General features: G+C 49.4%; 12 protein-coding genes. 5 read left to right on the forward strand and 7 right to left on the reverse strand.

Annotated elements, in window-relative coordinates:
* The 4 genes from ACR6Z4_RS28880 to ACR6Z4_RS28895 form a co-directional block, all read left to right on the forward strand.
* On the forward strand, window positions 1-1,579 hold a 1,579-nt coding region (locus ACR6Z4_RS28880), incomplete at its 5' end, for an AMP-dependent synthetase/ligase (protein WP_479720810.1).
* Between the two features lie 233 nt (window positions 1,580-1,812).
* The gene (locus tag ACR6Z4_RS28885) at window positions 1,813-4,200 is read left to right on the forward strand and encodes a 3-hydroxyacyl-CoA dehydrogenase/enoyl-CoA hydratase family protein (protein WP_479720811.1); all 2,388 of its coding nucleotides are present in this window, start codon (window positions 1,813-1,815) and stop codon (window positions 4,198-4,200) included.
* Window positions 4,201-4,203: 3 nt separating this feature from the next.
* Window positions 4,204-5,385 (forward strand): acetyl-CoA C-acyltransferase, encoded by a 1,182-nt coding sequence (locus ACR6Z4_RS28890; RefSeq protein WP_479720812.1) that lies wholly within the window; start codon window positions 4,204-4,206, stop codon window positions 5,383-5,385.
* A gap of 80 nt (window positions 5,386-5,465) precedes the next feature.
* Entirely contained in the window at window positions 5,466-7,829 is a 2,364-nt protein-coding gene (locus ACR6Z4_RS28895; RefSeq protein WP_479720813.1) for an acyl-CoA dehydrogenase, read from the forward strand.
* 92 nt (window positions 7,830-7,921) lie between these two features.
* On the opposite strand, the gene ACR6Z4_RS28900 is transcribed toward ACR6Z4_RS28895, so the two are convergent.
* Window positions 7,922-8,524, reverse strand: coding sequence for a MarC family protein (locus ACR6Z4_RS28900; protein ID WP_479720814.1), 603 nt, complete (start codon window positions 8,522-8,524; stop codon window positions 7,922-7,924).
* A gap of 527 nt (window positions 8,525-9,051) precedes the next feature.
* Between ACR6Z4_RS28900 and ACR6Z4_RS28905 the strand changes: the two genes are divergently transcribed.
* On the forward strand, window positions 9,052-11,262 hold the full coding sequence (locus ACR6Z4_RS28905; protein WP_479720815.1) for a DUF4347 domain-containing protein: 2,211 nt from the start codon (window positions 9,052-9,054) through the stop codon (window positions 11,260-11,262).
* A 135-nt stretch (window positions 11,263-11,397) separates the two neighbouring features.
* On the opposite strand, the gene ACR6Z4_RS28910 is transcribed toward ACR6Z4_RS28905, so the two are convergent.
* From ACR6Z4_RS28910 to ACR6Z4_RS28935, 6 genes are all read right to left on the reverse strand, one after another.
* Window positions 11,398-11,628 carry a hypothetical protein gene (locus tag ACR6Z4_RS28910; protein ID WP_479720816.1) on the reverse strand — a complete coding sequence of 77 codons (231 nt, stop codon included), beginning with the start codon at window positions 11,626-11,628 and terminating at the stop codon, window positions 11,398-11,400.
* 183 nt (window positions 11,629-11,811) lie between these two features.
* A complete protein-coding gene (locus ACR6Z4_RS28915; RefSeq protein ID WP_479720817.1) occupies window positions 11,812-12,993 on the reverse strand; it encodes a M20 family metallopeptidase in 1,182 nt (393 codons plus the stop codon).
* Window positions 12,994-13,286: 293 nt separating this feature from the next.
* Window positions 13,287-14,165 carry a metal-dependent hydrolase gene (locus ACR6Z4_RS28920; protein ID WP_479720818.1) on the reverse strand — a complete coding sequence of 293 codons (879 nt, stop codon included), beginning with the start codon at window positions 14,163-14,165 and terminating at the stop codon, window positions 13,287-13,289.
* Window positions 14,166-14,344: 179 nt separating this feature from the next.
* The gene (locus tag ACR6Z4_RS28925; protein WP_479720819.1) at window positions 14,345-15,262 is read right to left on the reverse strand and encodes a branched-chain amino acid transaminase; all 918 of its coding nucleotides are present in this window, start codon (window positions 15,260-15,262) and stop codon (window positions 14,345-14,347) included.
* A 249-nt stretch (window positions 15,263-15,511) separates the two neighbouring features.
* The gene (locus ACR6Z4_RS28930; RefSeq protein ID WP_479720820.1) at window positions 15,512-15,985 is read right to left on the reverse strand and encodes a protein tyrosine phosphatase family protein; all 474 of its coding nucleotides are present in this window, start codon (window positions 15,983-15,985) and stop codon (window positions 15,512-15,514) included.
* A gap of 373 nt (window positions 15,986-16,358) precedes the next feature.
* Window positions 16,359-16,661 (reverse strand): hypothetical protein, encoded by a 303-nt coding sequence (locus ACR6Z4_RS28935; protein ID WP_479720821.1) that lies wholly within the window; start codon window positions 16,659-16,661, stop codon window positions 16,359-16,361.
* Window positions 16,662-17,075 lie beyond the last annotated feature (414 nt).

Raw genomic sequence — 17,075 nt, forward strand, 5'->3', positions numbered from 1 at the left:
GGGAGATGGGGAGATGCTTCATCCGTGTTCTGGGGAGGAGTGTTTGCAAATTCCTCATTTTTTGGGAGAACCTCATCATCTTGAACAGCCTGATTTACTCTCATCTTTACCGGCTTCGGTGCGCTTGCTGTCGTTAGATGACGTCAGGGCACAGGGGCATGAACAGTGGTCGGCAGAACGGGTACAGCAGTTGCGAGCGGCGATCGCACCACAAGATCTTGCCACCATTCTCTATATCGCCAGTGAAACTAAACGACCTAAGGGGGTGATGCTCAGTCACGAGAATATTTCAGCCGATATTTTGGCTGCTTTTAGTAGCTTTCCCAATCTGAAGCAGGGGGCTGATGAAGTTGCGTTGATGTTTTTGCCACTGACTCATATTTTTGCACGGGCATTTCTCTATGGGCATTTGGCATATGGGCATAGTGTTTACTTCTCCGATCCCAATCATTTGATCCGACAGATCAAAACCGTCAACCCAACGATTTTGATTACTGTGCCGCGCCTGTTAGAGAAGCTGTATGAGCGGATTCTAGATCAGCAAGTGCGGCTGAGCAAATTTGATCAAAAGGTGTTTCATTGGGCACTCAAGTTAGCTCATCGCTATGACATTGGACGACCGTTTAGTCAGCTATTCAAACTCCAACTAAAACTGGCAGACCGCCTGGTATTTGCTAAGTGGCGGGCAATTTTTGGCGATCGCATGAAAGCGGTTATCTCTGGGGGCGCAGCCTTGCCTGCCACTATTGCAAATGTCTTTACAGCCGCTGGAATTCCGGTATTACAGGGCTACGGCTTGACCGAAACTAGTGCTGTGCTGTGCTATACGCGTGGCATTTATAATCGGGCAGGCACCGTGGGGGTGCCAATTCCGGGTGTAGAATTGGCGATCGCATCAGATCAGGAAATCTTGGTGCGATCGCCTTTTGTTATGCAGGGCTATTATCGTGATCCAGACGCGACGCAACAGGTGATTGATGCGGATGGCTGGCTGCATACGGGCGATTTAGGAGAACTGTCTACTGACGGTTTTCTAACCATTACGGGGGTAAAAAAATCTCTATTCAAATTGGCAACAGGTAAATATGTGTCGCCGCTGCCATTGGAACAACAGTTGAATCAATTGCCCTTAGTGAATCAGGCGATCGCGGTAGGAGCCAATCATAAGTTCTGCGGTATGTTAATTTTTCCCAACATAGACGCTTTACGTGCGATCGCTTCAGATCAGGGAATTGATCTAAGCGATGCCGATTGGTTACAACATCCCTGCATTGTCGCCCTGTATCAATCACTGATTGACACTGCCAATTGTCATCTCCCGTATTGGTCAACGGTGCGAAAATTCAAGCTAATAGAAGCCGAATTAAGCCGCGAAAATGGGTTGCTTCAAGCCGATGGGACTCTCAATCGGGTGCAAGTCTTGCAAACCTTTGCGACCGATATTCAGTCCCTTTACACCTCCGATCCAGCCACTGCTTCCTTACCCTCTCTCTCTTCTCCCTCCTCCCAAACGCTTGCCTGTCCTAACATTCCCCCTTCCGCTTGCCCTATTTACGCCAAGTCTTTAACCCATTACTAGGGTTGCAAATACTAAATGTTGCAACATGGGATGGGGGGCTTAGCCTCCACACAGACGTTTCCCGTTTACCTGAGCGATCGCCATTTAGCAACACCGTGTAAGGGTGAAGCATTTGCACTACAAATTTGAATTGGGAACCGAAGATCTAGAGGCAAATGCTTCACCCCTACCTTTACTAAAGTTCCTATGTTTTAGCCGCATGATTCACTGCTGCATTTTGAGGAAGATAAACCATGTATATACCGTTTCGAACTGCTGCTGTCTTAGGTGCCGGAGTCATGGGTGCTCAGATTGCAGCGCATCTTGCGAATGCTGGGCTGATTGTTCATTTACTCGATTTACCAGCGGCATCGGGAAACAAAAATGGCCTGGTTGAAGGGGCTTTCAAAAAAGCGATGAAGCTATCGCCATCCATTTTCTTTACCGAGAAAACAGCACAGCGGGTGATTTTGGGCAATTACGAAGAGCATTTCGATCGCCTTGCCGATGTCGATTGGGTGATTGAAGCAGTTGTCGAAAATTTAGCCATCAAGCAACAATTAATGGCACGGTTAGAAAAGACGGTTCGAGATGATACTGTTGTTTCGACCAACACCAGCGGTCTATCGATCGGCGCGATCGCTCAGGGGCGCACTAAATCGTTTCGGCAACGGTTTCTGGGGACTCATTTTTTCAATCCGCCGCGCTATTTGAAATTATTAGAACTGATTCCCACGGCAGATACGGATTCCCATGTGTTGTCGCGAATGCAGTGGTTTGGGCGAATGTATCTGGGCAAAGGCATTGTAATTGCAAAAGATACGCCCGACTTTATTGCCAATCGCATTGGTATGTTTGTCTCAATGCTAGGTGTCAAAGCATTCACTGAACAAGGGTACACGATTGAAGAAATTGATACATTAACGGGTACACTGATTGGTCGTCCTAAATCTGCAACATTTCGCACGATCGATTTAGTCGGATTAGATACTCTCCTTTACGTCACCGAGCATCTCCATCAATCGGTAACCGAGGACGAATGCCAAGCGATGTTTAAAGTGCCGACACTGCTCCAGAAATTGGTAGAAACCGGCACATTGGGAGCCAAAACAGGACAGGGCTTTTATAAAAAAGTAGACGGTGAAATTCGCTCGCTCAATCCCAAAACGCTGGTGTATGAATCTGCCCAGCCGATGAACCTGATGCATGTGGATGCGATCGCCAAACTGCCCAACCTGACGGAACGATTGCAAAAGCTATATCACTTGCGGGGACGAGCGGGTGATTTCTTCCGCCATTCGATCCTGGCAACTCTGGCGTACAGTGCTAATCGCATTCCCGAAATTAGCGATCGCCCCGATGCCATTGATCATGCCCTGTGCTGGGGCTTTGGCTGGGAAATGGGTCCGTTTGAAATCTGGGATGCCTTAGGGTTTGATCTCGTACTGAAGGATATGCGGGCGGCTGGCTTGATTCACCCAGACTGGCTAGAAACCATGCAACAAACTGGCGCTCTTAGCTTTTATCGCAGCGATACCCGCAGTGATGACAGCACCCATCGCAGCGTCTATGTGCCTGGTAAAGGCTACTGTCCGATGGCAGTTGTCACGGATGAGATTCATCTGGCTATGGTCAAAGCCCATCCTAAATCGACCCTCTGGCTCAATGCTGAAGCAACGTTACTGGATCTGGGTGATGGGGTGGTGTTGTATGAGTTTCGCTCTAAAGCTAACACCCTCAGCGTTAAGGTGATTGATGGACTGATTGAAGCCCTCAACTGGCTAGAAACTCATGATTATAAGGGCATGGTGATTGGCAATGAAGGAGAAAACTTCTGCGTCGGTATTAACCTGGCGGAGGTGGGTAAAATTGCCCAATGGGAAAATCTCAATCCCTTTAACCGCAACCACAGTGGCATTTCTGAACTATTGACGAAATTTCAACAATTGGTGCAACGTATTTACTACTTCCACAAACCGATTGTTGCGGCAATTCAAGGGCGAGTTTTGGGTGGTGGGTGCGAACTGGCGATCGCCTGTCCTCATATTGTTGCCGATGCCGAAACTTACATTGGTCTGGTAGAACTCAGCGTCGGTTTGATTCCCGCCGGTGGGGGCTTGATGCGGATGGCACGTTGGGCAGCCAGTCGGGCAGCCAGTGATGCGCCTAGCGACATTCTCCCCTTCTTAAAACGGGTATTTGAAACCATCGGTATGGCGAAAGTCGCCAATAGTGCCTATGAAGCTCAAGAGTTAGGGTTTTTGCCACCGACGACGAAAGTTGTGATGAATCGCGATCGCCGTCTCTATGTTGCCAAGCAAGAAGTCCTTTGTTTGGATCAACTGGGGTATATTCCTCCCCAGCGCAATCCCATTCCCGTACTGGGACAGCCTGCCAGAGCCATGTTTGAGCATATGGCATACATCATGAACGAGGGTGGCTATATCAGCGACTACGATCGCGCCCTGGCAAATCGCCTCGCTTACGTTCTCACAGGCGGCGACCTGACCGCACCGGCGCAGGTTGATGATGACTACTTGCTGAAACTCGAACACGACAACTTCTTGCCGTTGATTGACGAACCCAAGACTAAAGAACGCATTGTCCACATGTTGAAGACTAAGAAACCGCTGAGGAATTGAATCATGAACAATACCTATATCGTGAGCAGCGTCCGGACTGCGGTGGGCAAGGCTCCCAGAGGTACATTGCGTCATATGCGACCGGATGATTTGGGGGCAGCGGCAGTGCGAGGTGCGATCGCCCAGGTACCCGGATTGGTTTCCAATCAAATTGATGATGTTGTCATGGGGTGCGCCATGCCAGAAGCCGAACAGGGCTTCAATTTGGGACGGGTGATTGCTCTGCGGGCTGGTTTGCCCGACTCCGTTGCCGGGTGTACGATCAATCGCTTATGTTCGTCAGGGCTACAAGCGATCGCTATGGCAACTCATGCGATCGCCTTTGGACAGGCGGATGTGATGGTGGCGGGAGGTGCGGAATCGATGAGTTTGATTCCCATGGGCGGACAGCAGTTTTTACCCAATGCAGACCTGATGGCGGAAGCGCCAGCTGCCTATATTTCGATGGGGTTAACCGCAGAAAAAGTAGCAGCACAATTCCACATTTCACGGGCGGATCAGGATGCGTTTGCTTTGCGATCGCATCAACGAGCGATCGCAGCCATCCATAACGGACACTTCAAAGCCGAAATTATTCCAGTTACCGTTCATGACACGACCTATGTTAACGGCAAACTTGTAACGACTGAAACGGTGTTTGATGCGGATGAAGGTCCTCGTTCCGATACGAATCGAGATGCGCTGGCTCAATTGAAACCTGTGTTTCATCGTCAGGGTAGTGTTACCGCAGGTAATGCTTCGCAAATGTCGGATGGAGCGGCGGCGACTGTTCTGATGAGCGATCGCATGGTACAGGAGTTGGGTGTGCAACCGATGGGTCGGCTATTGGGCTTTGCCGTTGCCGGAGTTGCACCCGAAATTATGGGCATTGGACCTGTTGTTGCCATTCCCAAAGTTCTCAAGCAAGTCGGCTTAACCCTGGATGATATTGGCTTAATGGAGTTGAATGAAGCCTTCTCAGCTCAGTCTTTAGCAGTGATTCGGGAACTGAGCTTAAACGAAGAGATCGTCAATGTCAATGGCGGGGCGATCGCGTTGGGTCATCCGCTAGGCTGTTCGGGGGCAAAATTGACTGCCACGTTACTGCACGAAATGCAACGGCGCAGCGTCCGCTACGGCATCGTCACCATGTGTGTGGGGGGCGGCATGGGCGCAGCAGGAGTGTTTGAGAATTTGATGCTGTGAAAGTCGTGCGGTGCGTATACGCACCGCACGACTTTCACAGTTCACTCCATTGCCAATTTTGAACTCACGGAGTTTCAATCATGCTTCCCCTGATTTCTATTGTTCTGATTCTTTCTGCGATCGCACTGATTCTTTCCGTTCCCTGGTTGCGCCAGAGACTGCTGACCCGTTGGATTGTGACTGTGATTCGATCGATGAAGTTGTTGCCGACAATTTCTGAAACTGAGCGGGCGGCGATCGAAGCGGGTAATGTTTGGGTAGAGGGTGAGTTTTTTACGGGCAAGCCTGATTTCGATCGGATTCTGAAGGAGCCTTATCCCCAGCTATCACCGGAGATGCAAGCCTTTTTAGATGGACCCGTGGAAACCGTGTGTCAGATGGCGACGGATTGGGAGATCTATCAACGCAAAGATTTGCCCCCTGATGTATGGGCATATCTAAAGCAGGAGCGCTTTTTTGGCATGATGATTCCTCAAGACTATGGGGGCTTGGGGTTTTCTAATCTGGCGTATAGTGCTGTGATGGTGAAGCTGGCATCGCGATCGTTTACCCATGTGGCAACGGTGGGTGTGACTAATTCTCTGGGACCGGCTAAGTTGCTATTGCGCTATGGCACAGCGGAGCAAAAGCAGTATTATTTGCCCCGATTGGCGCGGGGTGAGGAGATTCCTTGTTTTGCGCTGACGGAACCCAATGCAGGTTCAGATGCTGCCAGTTTAATATCGCACGGTGACGTCTTTCGGGGTGATGATGGCAAACTTTATGTGCGATTGAATTGGAAGAAGCGGTATATCACACTAGGGGCGATCGCCACGTTGCTGGGGCTGGCATTTCGTTTGCGGGATCCACATAACCTGTTGGGTAAGGGCGATGATATTGGCATTACCTGTATATTAGTGCCGACCAATACCCCAGGCGTGGTGATCAATCAACGGCACGACCCGATGGGAGTACCCTTCTACAATTCACCGACAGAAGGGCATGACGTTGTGCTGCCGATTGACCATATCATTGGTGGCGTGGAGCAAGCGGGGCAGGGCTGGAAGATGCTGATGCAAAGCCTTGCGGCTGGACGAGGAATTAGCTTCCCTGCCAGTTGTACGGGGGTGGCTAAGTTGGTGGCACGGGTTGCGGGTGCCCATAGTATAGTGCGGCGGCAGTTTGGCTTGTCGATTGGGCGATTTGAAGGCATTGAGGAACCCCTGGCACGCATTGCAGGCTTTACCTATGCGATGGATGCCACACGGCTCTATACCTGTGGTGCGGTCGATCGGGGTGAGCAACCTGCGGTCGTATCGGCGATCGCCAAATATACCACGACTGAACTTGCCCGCCGGATTTTGAATGATGGCATGGATATCTTAGGTGGATCTGGCATTTGTCGGGGCCCACGCAATCTGCTGGCAAATATCTATACGGCCATTCCCATTGCTATCACCGTCGAAGGAGCCAACATTCTCACCCGCACTTTGATGATTTTTGGACAGGGTGTGATTCGGTGTCATCCCTACGTCTACGACGAAATTCAAGCCTTGAATACAGGAGATCTTGCAGCGTTCGATCGCGCTTTCTGGGGGCACATGGGATCGCTGGTGCGGAATACAGGGCGGGCGAAGCTGTTGAGTTGGACGCAGGCAAGATGGGCGCGATCGCCAGTCGATGGAGAAACGGCGGTCTATTACCGCAAACTCTCCTGGGCATCGGCTGTCTTTGCGGTAATGACCGATCTGGCGTTGTTATCCTTGGGCGGTTCGCTCAAGCGTAAGGAGAAGCTCACCGGCAGGTTTGCCGATGTGCTGTCCTGGATGTATCTCGGTACGGCTACGTTACGACGCTTTGAAGCAGAAGGTCGGCAAGCCGCAGATCTACCCCTGGTGCATTGGGTAATGCAATATGCTTTTGCCCAAATGCAGCAAGCCTTTGAAGGCATCTTCAGCAATCTAGACATTCCCGTATTGGGCGGATTATTACGGGGTCCCGTCTTATCCTGGTGGCGGTGGCATCCTATCGGTACCCTGCCTGCGGATGAATTAGGCAGTCAAGTCGCTCACAGTTTGCAACAACCTGACGAAAGACGCGATCGCATTACGGCTGGCATCCACATTCCCACCGATGTAGAGGAATCATTAGGTCGAATTGAACACGCCTTTACTTTAGTACATCAAGCCGAAGCGATTCTTAAAAAAATCAAAGTAGCGCAAGCCGCCGGACAACTCACCCCTGGCAAACCCCACGAGCAGCTAGACGCGGCTTACCAGGCAGGCATCATTAGTGACGCTGAAGTCATGCTGGTCGGTGAAGCCGAAGTGGCTCGAACAGATGCGATTCAGGTGGATGCGTTTAGCTTTGCCGACTATCAGCAAGGCGACCAGTGGGTAGCTAAACCTATGACGACACCTCAGCCAAACGCTATCGTTGCCATCCCCAACGCCAGCAACGCCTGATGCGATCGCAAGTCTCAAGGGCATGAAGTACATGGTGCTATGAAAGAACCGCGCAGGGCGCGGTTCTTTCATAGCACCCATAATGCGAAAGTCTATGTAGGAGGCATTAAAAATAATTCACGAATCCCCTGACTGCCAATTTCTACTGCCAACGCTGCCAGCAAAAACCCCAGGAGTTTTGTAGCAATCACGGCACCCTCTATGCCAATTAACTTATCGACTCGACTGGCCTGACGGACAATTACCCAGGTCACAAACATAGCCGAGACAATCCCGATCGCCACACTCAACCGCGCTTCCGGGGACTCAGACATCAACAACATCACTGTCGTCAATGTTCCGGGACCCGCTAACAGGGGCAGAGCCAGGGGCGTAATGGCGATATCTCGTTCCTGGTCTACGACAGGTGCTTCCAATCCGCCCTGCAACATTTCTAATGCAATCAATAGCAACAAAATGCCTCCAGCAATTCGCAATGACCCCATGCTGATATGCAAATAGTTGAGAATTTCTTGTCCTGCAAACGCAAAGCCCAATAAAACGGCAGTTGCGACTAAACTGGCGCGGTCGATAATTTGGTTGCGCTGTAGGGATTCCATGCCTTTAGTCAACACGACAACAATGGGCGCATTGCCTAAGGCATCGGCTAGAACGAAGACAGCAACAAATGTTTGGACGAAAACAGAGGTATCCACAAGGAGAGGTAGAAGAAGAGGTCTTCTCAAGACTAGCGTAAATTGGCGGTTCGCTAATGATCATGGGTCGCTATAATGACAGCACTTTTTCGTAGAGATTTTTATGGAAAAGGCATAAAGCAGAGGGTATCTCTTACTGGAGGGTAACAGCCCCCTTACCCTCCTTTCCACTCTTGTAGCGCTTGGCGCTCGGCTAGAACTGGATTATGTCTTGAAAGCCGCGCGGAGCATGACGTTCAAAATATGATCTGTACTCCACTCGATTAAAAACCGCTGGCAGTTCCAGAAACGTCATGATGTTTTGTGGCGCAGGCGACGCCCGCGCCACAAAACATCATGATATGAATGCCACCACCAAATTGCTATGGCGATCCTATTTGATTCGTCAACCTGATCAATAGTGAACGCGATCGCCCTTCGAATGATTGCGTTCACTGCTAATTTAAGATAATGGGATACTTTATTGCGGAGAGAACCGCTGTAGACTGCTGACTACTGTTGCTAACCCGACCGTCACAGCTCTGCGTATGATTCATCCCGATCGTTCTCCAACCTATAAAGCCCTCTTCATTCTCATACTGGTGGCGATCGCCAGTCTCACAACCGTCTTTCATTCTTTACCATCTGCACGGTTCGACAGCTATCTAAATCATAGAAATTTCTATCCCTACGAACAAGCATTGCTTCATATCGGGATGAATCTGAACGTGAAACCGAAGGTTTCACGTTCAGATTCATCCCCAAAATCAGTCACACCCCATGAACGAGATATAGAACTCGTTTTTATTGATTCAGCTATTCCCAATGCCTCAACATTGATTGATCAGGTTAAAGCTCAATCAGTCCGCACCCAACAATCAAGTCAGTCTATAGAATCACTTGACTCCGATCGCCTGGTTTTTTTGATCGATCGCACTCAAGGACAGGGAATTGCCACGATTACTCAAACCCTGGCAGATTATACGCAGGTCAAAGCAATTCATCTGATTTCCCATGGCAGCCCCGGCAGCTTGCAAGTCGGGATAGATGTGATTGATCACGATCATTTAGCCCAGCATCAACTGGACTTTTCCAACTGGCAGATGGCACTAGCACCAGGGGCAGATCTGTTGATTTATGGGTGCAATGTTGCTCAGGGAAAACAGGGCATCGATTTTTTAAATCAACTGCATCAGTTAACTCACGCGGATGTGCAAGCCTCCACCGATTTAACCGGCAATGCCTCTGAGTCGGGCAATTGGATACTTGAATTTAGCATAGGAGAGATTGAAACCCATCTAGCTCTTTCCGCCGAACACTTATCTGGTTATGTCGGTGTGTTGAAGCAACTCCATGTAACCACTCTGGTTGATCAGGGTAACGGTTCTTTGCGATGGGCGATCGAGCAAGCCAATGCCAGTCCCGAAGCCGATCTGATTGACTTGCAGCAGGTGAGTGGTGTGATGGTATTGCAAGACAGTCTTCCGAGCATCACCGGAGATCTCCATATCATCGGCGATGGCAACGATACGATCAATGGAAATCATGCTCATCGGGTACTATTGGTCGAAAGAGGGGATGTGGTGATTCACAATCTCACCATAGCTGACGGATTAGCTCAGGGTACGGAAGGAACGCAGGGAAGGGGTGGAGGCGCAGGCATGGGAGGTGGGTTACTGATTCATTCCGGTACAGTGACATTGACTCAGGTTCGATTCATTCACAATCAAGCAATCGGTGGACAAAGTATACCCACTGAAACTCTGTCAAGTGCACTAACTCACCCTCCTGCTCAGATTCAAATCCGTCATAGCAAGCTAGATGTCAATCGAGGGGCGATCGCCAGCATCAATGGCATCAGTCATCCCGATCGCCTGTCGTTGCCTCCCGATTCACCTGATTCAATAGCGGGTATAACAAATCAGAGGATTGCCAGCGACAGCAATACGTTTCGGGCAAACCGTGGGGCGATCGCCGGGGTTAATGGTATTGGGATCAATGGCATCGGCAGCATTGTCTTTGGTGGCGGGGGTGGCTTTGGTGGTTTTGGCAATGCTGGTAATGGGGGTAACGGCGGTAATGCGGGGGTGAATGGTGGCAACGGCGGCAACGGTGGTGACGGCGGCGATGGTGGGGTAGGAATCTTTGGTGACTTTGGTCAGTGGCACGGGCAGGGTGCCATCGGCACTATAGCGTTTGGTGGGGGCGGTGGCTTTGGTGGCTTTGGCAATGCCGGAAATGGGGGTAATGGCGGCAATGCTACGAGGGACTTAGCCAACGGCGGCGATGGGGGCAATGGGGGTAATGGCGGGTTTGGTGGTGGCGGCGGTGCTGGCGGGAGAGGGGGTAATGGCGGTGAATTGGGTATTGTGGGTGAAGCGGGTATCCCTGGAATGGGTGGCTTTGGGGGTGGCGATGGCAGTTTAGAATCAGGAGGGGGTGGCGGCGGGTTTGGTGGTGCCATCTTCATCCGTTCGGGACGGTTAATTCTGCACCATACTGCTTTTGAACACAATCAAGCAATCGCCTCACCCGGGTTAAATCCGGGTCTGGGCAAAGGTGGAGCGATTTTTAGCGTCACCGATGCGATCGCCGCTGAAGCGAAGGCTGATCCTGCACCAACGGTGATGGTTCTAGGCGAATCTCCTCGATTCATCGACAATCAAGCGTCTGATGCGGGCGATCTACCTACGGACAACCCTCACTGGTATGGATGTAGTGTGAGTGCGGCGCTCTGCGCCGCACTCACACCGATTTAATGTGAAGCTGTGCCTTATTCAACCCCCGGCTGTCGCCGTCCCCCTTGCCAAGGGGGACTACAGGGGGTTCTAGTTTGGCGCAACTTCATAAAAGATTGGTATCACACCAAATTTCAAGCTGAATTCACCCATGCCTTAGGTTGAACCGCTGTTCATCTGTTGCGTTTTGGCTGGTTCTGTAATCAGATCGCTCAGGTCTGATACATGTACGCCAATTTCCTGACACGCTTGATGCAGTTCTGTGGCGAAGGCGTCCGTCTGATCACCATATCCACACAATCTTGTTGTAGTAACAATGCCCTGTTTGGCATTTGCTTTGGCACAATCGATCAGTTCGATTCCTTTGAGTGGTGTAGAAGATGACATGATACTTGAGCTCTAATTCAATCACTTCTGCCAACCATAGCAAGGTTGCTAATGGAAATAAATCATCCAAAAGCAACAAATTCATCAGGATTCTGCATCCAACAGTGACATCCCATCGACCCCGTTGCCTCACACCATTGGACTGAATCAGCCCACACAGCGCTATATCCCCATCAGCCCCAATCAGAACTGTTTCCAGTGATATTGATAGGCAGCATATGCCATCGTCACCACACCTGTGATGATCGCCCCTTCATCGACGTGAAACTGAGGATGGTGTAAGGGATAGTTGGGCTGGTCGGTAAATGCAACCCCGAGGCGAAACATGGTGCCAGGAGCATGTTCGAGATAAAGGGCAAAGTCTTCTGCCCCCAAAGAGGGTTCGAGCAAAATTTGGACGCGATCGCTTCCCCATGCGGCTTGAGCAGACGATTCCATCAACTGAGTTAGGGTAGGATGATTTTGCACAGAGGGCACACCCCGACGATAGTTCAGCTCATATTTGGCACCATAGGTCTGACAAACGCTGGTGACAATCTGTTCGATCCACGCAGGCAAGGAGGCACTGGTTTCAGGATGAAGCGATCGCACGGTACCCGATAGCCGCACCCGGTCTGCAATAATATTAGGCGCTCGTCCACCCTGGATTTGTCCGATGGTGAGAACGACGGGACGCAATGGATTTTGTGTGCGGCTGATGGCTTGTTGCAAGGTCGTAATCACCTGAGACGCAATCCAGATGGCATCGATCGCTTCATGCGGGCGCGCCCCATGACCTGACTCTCCAATAATCGTGAGTTCTATATCATCGGCAGCCGCCGTCAACGCGCCATAGCGAATGCCGACAGACCCCCCTGGAATGCTGGGAAACACATGCAACGCAAAAATCGCATCAACCCCTTGCATCACGCCATCTTTGATCATCCAGGCAGCACCCTGTGCCGTTTCTTCCGCCGGTTGAAACAAAAAACGGACATCGCCGGGTAGAGGCGTTTCTAGCTGTGCCAGCACCATGGCGGTTCCCAACCCAACAGTTGTATGCACGTCATGTCCGCAAGCGTGCATGATGCCGTGATGTCGCGAGGCAAACTCTAGATTGGTCTGCTCTTGAATGGGCAAGGCATCCATATCTGCCCGAATTGCAAGCAGGCGATCGCTCGTTCCCTGTCCGGCAAGTTCAGCAACCACCCCCGTTTTCCCGACCAGTTCTTGCACCCGCAACCCAGACGACGACAACACCCCAGCCACATAGGCAGCCGTTTTATATTCTTGCCCGCTGAGTTCGGGATTGTTGTGCAGGTGGCGGCGAATTTCGATTAATCGAGGCGCTAGGTTAGCAGCAAGGTCTTTAATTCGACTCAGCATCGGCAGTTTGAAGGGTAAGGGTTAACCCCATGATAAAGAGTTGTTAAAAATATTCTGCGGCTTTTTAAGCACAACGGATTAACCTCTTGCCGAAGTATGGCTGAATCTAGTGTTGCAAACACGAAATTTTGTAGCATGGGGGTTTGGGGGCTGCGCCCCCAAGAAGAGGTTTTACCCCCTCCACCCCCTCTAAAACGTTTAAGTTGGTGTACTAGTACTGGAATTGACCGGGAAACTTTCGGTTTCCCGGTCAATTCCAGTACCAAAACCAGGTCTGTTCTACACGAAAGGATTTACAGCGTTAGCGATTCTCCTACTTGCATGACTTTCAGTTCGCTGCTTATGCCTTGCTGTTGTAGAGCGTCGGCGAAGGCTTCGGGGGTTCCAGGTAAGGAAAAAATACCGAAGTGCATGGGAATCACCATATCGGGGTTGACCAGTTTAACCGCTTCAGCAGCGCGATCGGGGCCCATCGTAAATTGCCCGCCAATGCAGGTCAGCATGACATCGACCGCTTGAAAATGGGGGATCAGAGACATATCGGTAAACACATCGGTGTCGCCAGTATGGTAAATCGTCGGTCCATCTTTAACGCTGACCAAAAAGCCACCCGGATTTCCGGCATACATTGCCGGACTTCCATCCGACGCAATCGTGGAACTGTGAACAGCCGGAATAAACGCAACCTTTACCTCATCCTCTAATAACGAGAGTTCGCCGCCAAAGTTTCCCTGCGTGTCAAATCCAGCGAGTTCCTGGGGATAACCGTTGTAGTTGACTAAAGCGTTACCTAAATCGAGAGTGCTGACTAATTTGGCACCTGTTTTTTTCGCAATTTCAGTCGCGTCGCCAATGTGGTCAAAATGACCGTGGGTAATCAAAATCAAATCCACTTGTTCGAGTTCAGCGACGTCTGCATCGCCGTTAGGATTGAGTGGATTTCTCAGCCAGGGATCAATCAGCAAGACTTTACCTGACGGGGTGGTGAGCTTAAAGGCAGATTGACCGTACCACAGTAATTGGGTGTTGCCGGTCGATTGAGCATGGACGGCGGTTGTTAATCCGTTCGCCAGCACAATACCAACCAGGAGGGCGATCGCCACCCCCCACTGTATCCCTTTAGTCGATAGTCGTTTGAGTTGCTGTATGGGTTGTTGCATAAGATGTTGCATGAAGTTGTTCTCCGATATGTTGCGATCGCGATCGCAATCAGGTAGAGCATTTATTTACTGATCTGGAATAGCACGGGCTTCATCCTCACCATCCGCAGTCGCGACGGTTTGAGGACTACCGCAATTTTAGGGGCTTTACGGATAAAGCGATCGGGCTGAAGTGATTAAGCCATGCCCTGTTATCGATCGCACACAATTACATCCACCCATTCACGATAATTGGGATCACGATTTTCAGTAATTTGCGTTAACTTGCTTCTGAGCAAATCGGTGATGGGTCGGTTTGAAGACAGGGTATAATTTTCAATGCCTTTAACGGGAACCACCCGAGCAGCTGTTCCACACAAAAATACTTCATCGGCTATCAATAACTCAGAGCGATCGACCGGACGTTCGACCGTCTTAATTCCCATATTTTTGGCGATCGCGAGAATGCTATCGCGGGTTATCCCTTCCAAAATATCTTGATCAAAACTGGGAGTAATTAACTGCCCATTTCGCACCAAAAATATATTCATTCCCGATGCTTCACTCACCTTTCCCTGGGCATTCATTAAAATTGCTTCATCAAACCCAGATTCGATCGCTTCTGTTTTGGCTAACGCTGAGGCAATATATGCCGCACTGATCTTCCCTCGCAATGGAAAACTTGCATCAGATTGACGATACCAAGAACTAATGCGACAGCGAACTCCATCGGCAGGTAAATAATCGCCCAACTCCATGCCATACACCAAAAAATCTTTTTCAATCTGGTGTAATCGGGGTGCAATTCCTAAACCTGATGTATAGACAAAGGGACGAATATAAAAAGGGTGGGTAGGTTTATTTTGATGGATAAATTCAACAATAATAGATTTAATAGTTTCAGCCGATAAATCGTAGTGTAAGAACTTAGCACTCTGACTGAGGCGTTGACAATGGTTCTCTAATCTAAATAACAAAATTTGCTCAGGATTCTGGGGATCGGGCAGTCCCCGTAGACCTGCAACCGACCCTGTGCCGTAGTGCAGCCCATGAGTTGCGATCGATAATTTCGCATCTGCAAAGGGAATAAATTGATTTTGAAAATAGGCAATGGGCAGAAAAGATTCCATCAATCAGCTCCATTTTTAGGATGATAAAAACGGTTAGATTAGTTCTTAGGCTAAATCATAGGGGCAGGTTTCGCCGAAATGCTGACTGCAAAGCGATCAGAGACTTGCCAAACCTGCCCTTACAAAGATTTGTCAGTCAATCAGATTCATCCCAGTACATCGTAGAGTCGAAGCATTCGAACCATGATTTTCGCCAGTGACCAACGACTATCCGATGAATACTTTGTCTCTACAGGGGTACCATCTTTTTCAGGAATCTTCTTCGTGCTGAAGTGTGGCGATCGCCTGCTCAATAAAGGCTTGCCAGATTTCATTGGGTGTCCAGATCTGATCTAAAGCTTTTTTGGCGTCTGCATCATTCAATTGCTGACGAATACGTTGATAGAGATAGATAAACGCAGACACCCGCATATTCATGGCACAATGAACCAATATTTTTTGCTCAGAATGACTTTCGATGGCTGCAAAAAATTGCTGTAAATCTGCCAATGTTGGATTTTCCCAAACCACTGGAATATGGATATATTCCATGTGGTGTGATTCAACAATCTCTTGTTCATTGGGCAAAGCATTGGTAGAGGTGGGCAAGGCTAGATTGATGATCACGTCATAGCCAGCTTGTTTGATGGCAGCAAACTGTTCGGGGGTTGGTTGTCCCGCTGTGGCGATCGCATCTGAGATTGGAATAAAGTTGAAAATCGCTTCAAGGGTAGAATCTGACATGTTTCTTATGGGTTTCTTATGGGTATATGTTTGAAAAGTCCCTACAAGTAGCAAACTGTTTCAGATCCCCCTAAATCCTCCTTAAAAAGGGGGACTTCCGAACCAATTCCCCCCTTTTTTCTAGCGCAGCGGCGCGAATGCGCGGGGGCTAGGGGGGATCAAAACAGGATTAGGCAAGTATAGGAGACTTATGTATACACCGTAGCCTTTTGGTGGGATCAGCCAGTCTTTCAAATCACAACCCATCACGGCTAAGAATTCAGTCGATCGTCATCAACTACAATTTCTTAAAAACCTTGAATCAAAACCTTGCATCGTTTGCAGTGCAATCGGTACAGGGTTTTGAATCTGGTTTTTAATGAGACTGAAGTACTTATTGACTATATCGTTGCTCCAGCCAAACACGAACTTCTTGTTCAGATCCTAAAGTGGAAGATCGTCCTGTCATCGGATCATATACATAGAAATAGATATTGCCGTGGCGATCGCATTTCTGCCAAATTCTAGGTTCAGATGTATGCGTAAAGTGAGTGAGCCAAGAGCTCAAAAATTGTTGAATCCTACCTCGTTTTTGGATCTTATGTTGAGCACTGACTTTACCTAACGCCAGATCAATCAACTGATAAGGATAGTCAGGAATTAAATCAAACTGTGGAGAAGAGTTGTAAGATTTCATCGTAATTCCTTCCGGTTAAGGTTGAGGTACTCAGGTGGATTAGCTTTACTGTAAGAGTCATATCTGGGAGGATCAAAACACCGTCTTCATAGCTTCCATGAAGGATTTCGATAGAAACAGCAACTATTAGACAACACCAACTGTCAACCTGGAGTCAGCTTTTTTTAAGAGCTGATCGGCTGTTGAGGAGATTTCTAGGAATGAATCTACCTGTTGATCTGGGCTGCAACTACGCTCAGTGCAAACATCCAGAGCATTTAGGTAGCTTCTTTAGAATCACAAATTAATTAGAACCCGGACGTTTATTTTTGGCAGCGCGGCTTCGCCGCGCTGCCAAAAATAAATCTTCGGTTTTGTTAAATCCACGATCCTTAGCAGGAATCTTCTAAAAAATCGATGGCAGGTGAACAGCGA

The sequence above is a fragment of the Calyptranema fuscum S582 genome (genome assembly GCF_055793305.1).

Bases quoted from the DNA above. Each gene is read 5' to 3' on its own strand.
- ACR6Z4_RS28885 (WP_479720811.1), top strand. From the start codon at position 1,813: ATGTATATACCGTTTCGAACTGCTGCTGTCTTAGGTGCCGGAGTCATG.
- ACR6Z4_RS28890 (WP_479720812.1), top strand. From the start codon at position 4,204: ATGAACAATACCTATATCGTGAGCAGCGTCCGGACTGCGGTGGGCAAG.
- ACR6Z4_RS28895 (WP_479720813.1), top strand. From the start codon at position 5,466: ATGCTTCCCCTGATTTCTATTGTTCTGATTCTTTCTGCGATCGCACTG.
- ACR6Z4_RS28905 (WP_479720815.1), top strand. From the start codon at position 9,052: ATGATTCATCCCGATCGTTCTCCAACCTATAAAGCCCTCTTCATTCTC.
- ACR6Z4_RS28910 (WP_479720816.1), bottom strand. From the start codon at position 11,628: ATGTCATCTTCTACACCACTCAAAGGAATCGAACTGATCGATTGTGCC.
- ACR6Z4_RS28915 (WP_479720817.1), bottom strand. From the start codon at position 12,993: ATGCTGAGTCGAATTAAAGACCTTGCTGCTAACCTAGCGCCTCGATTA.
- ACR6Z4_RS28920 (WP_479720818.1), bottom strand. From the start codon at position 14,165: ATGCAACATCTTATGCAACAACCCATACAGCAACTCAAACGACTATCG.
- ACR6Z4_RS28925 (WP_479720819.1), bottom strand. From the start codon at position 15,262: ATGGAATCTTTTCTGCCCATTGCCTATTTTCAAAATCAATTTATTCCC.
- ACR6Z4_RS28930 (WP_479720820.1), bottom strand. From the start codon at position 15,985: ATGTCAGATTCTACCCTTGAAGCGATTTTCAACTTTATTCCAATCTCA.
- ACR6Z4_RS28935 (WP_479720821.1), bottom strand. From the start codon at position 16,661: ATGAAATCTTACAACTCTTCTCCACAGTTTGATTTAATTCCTGACTAT.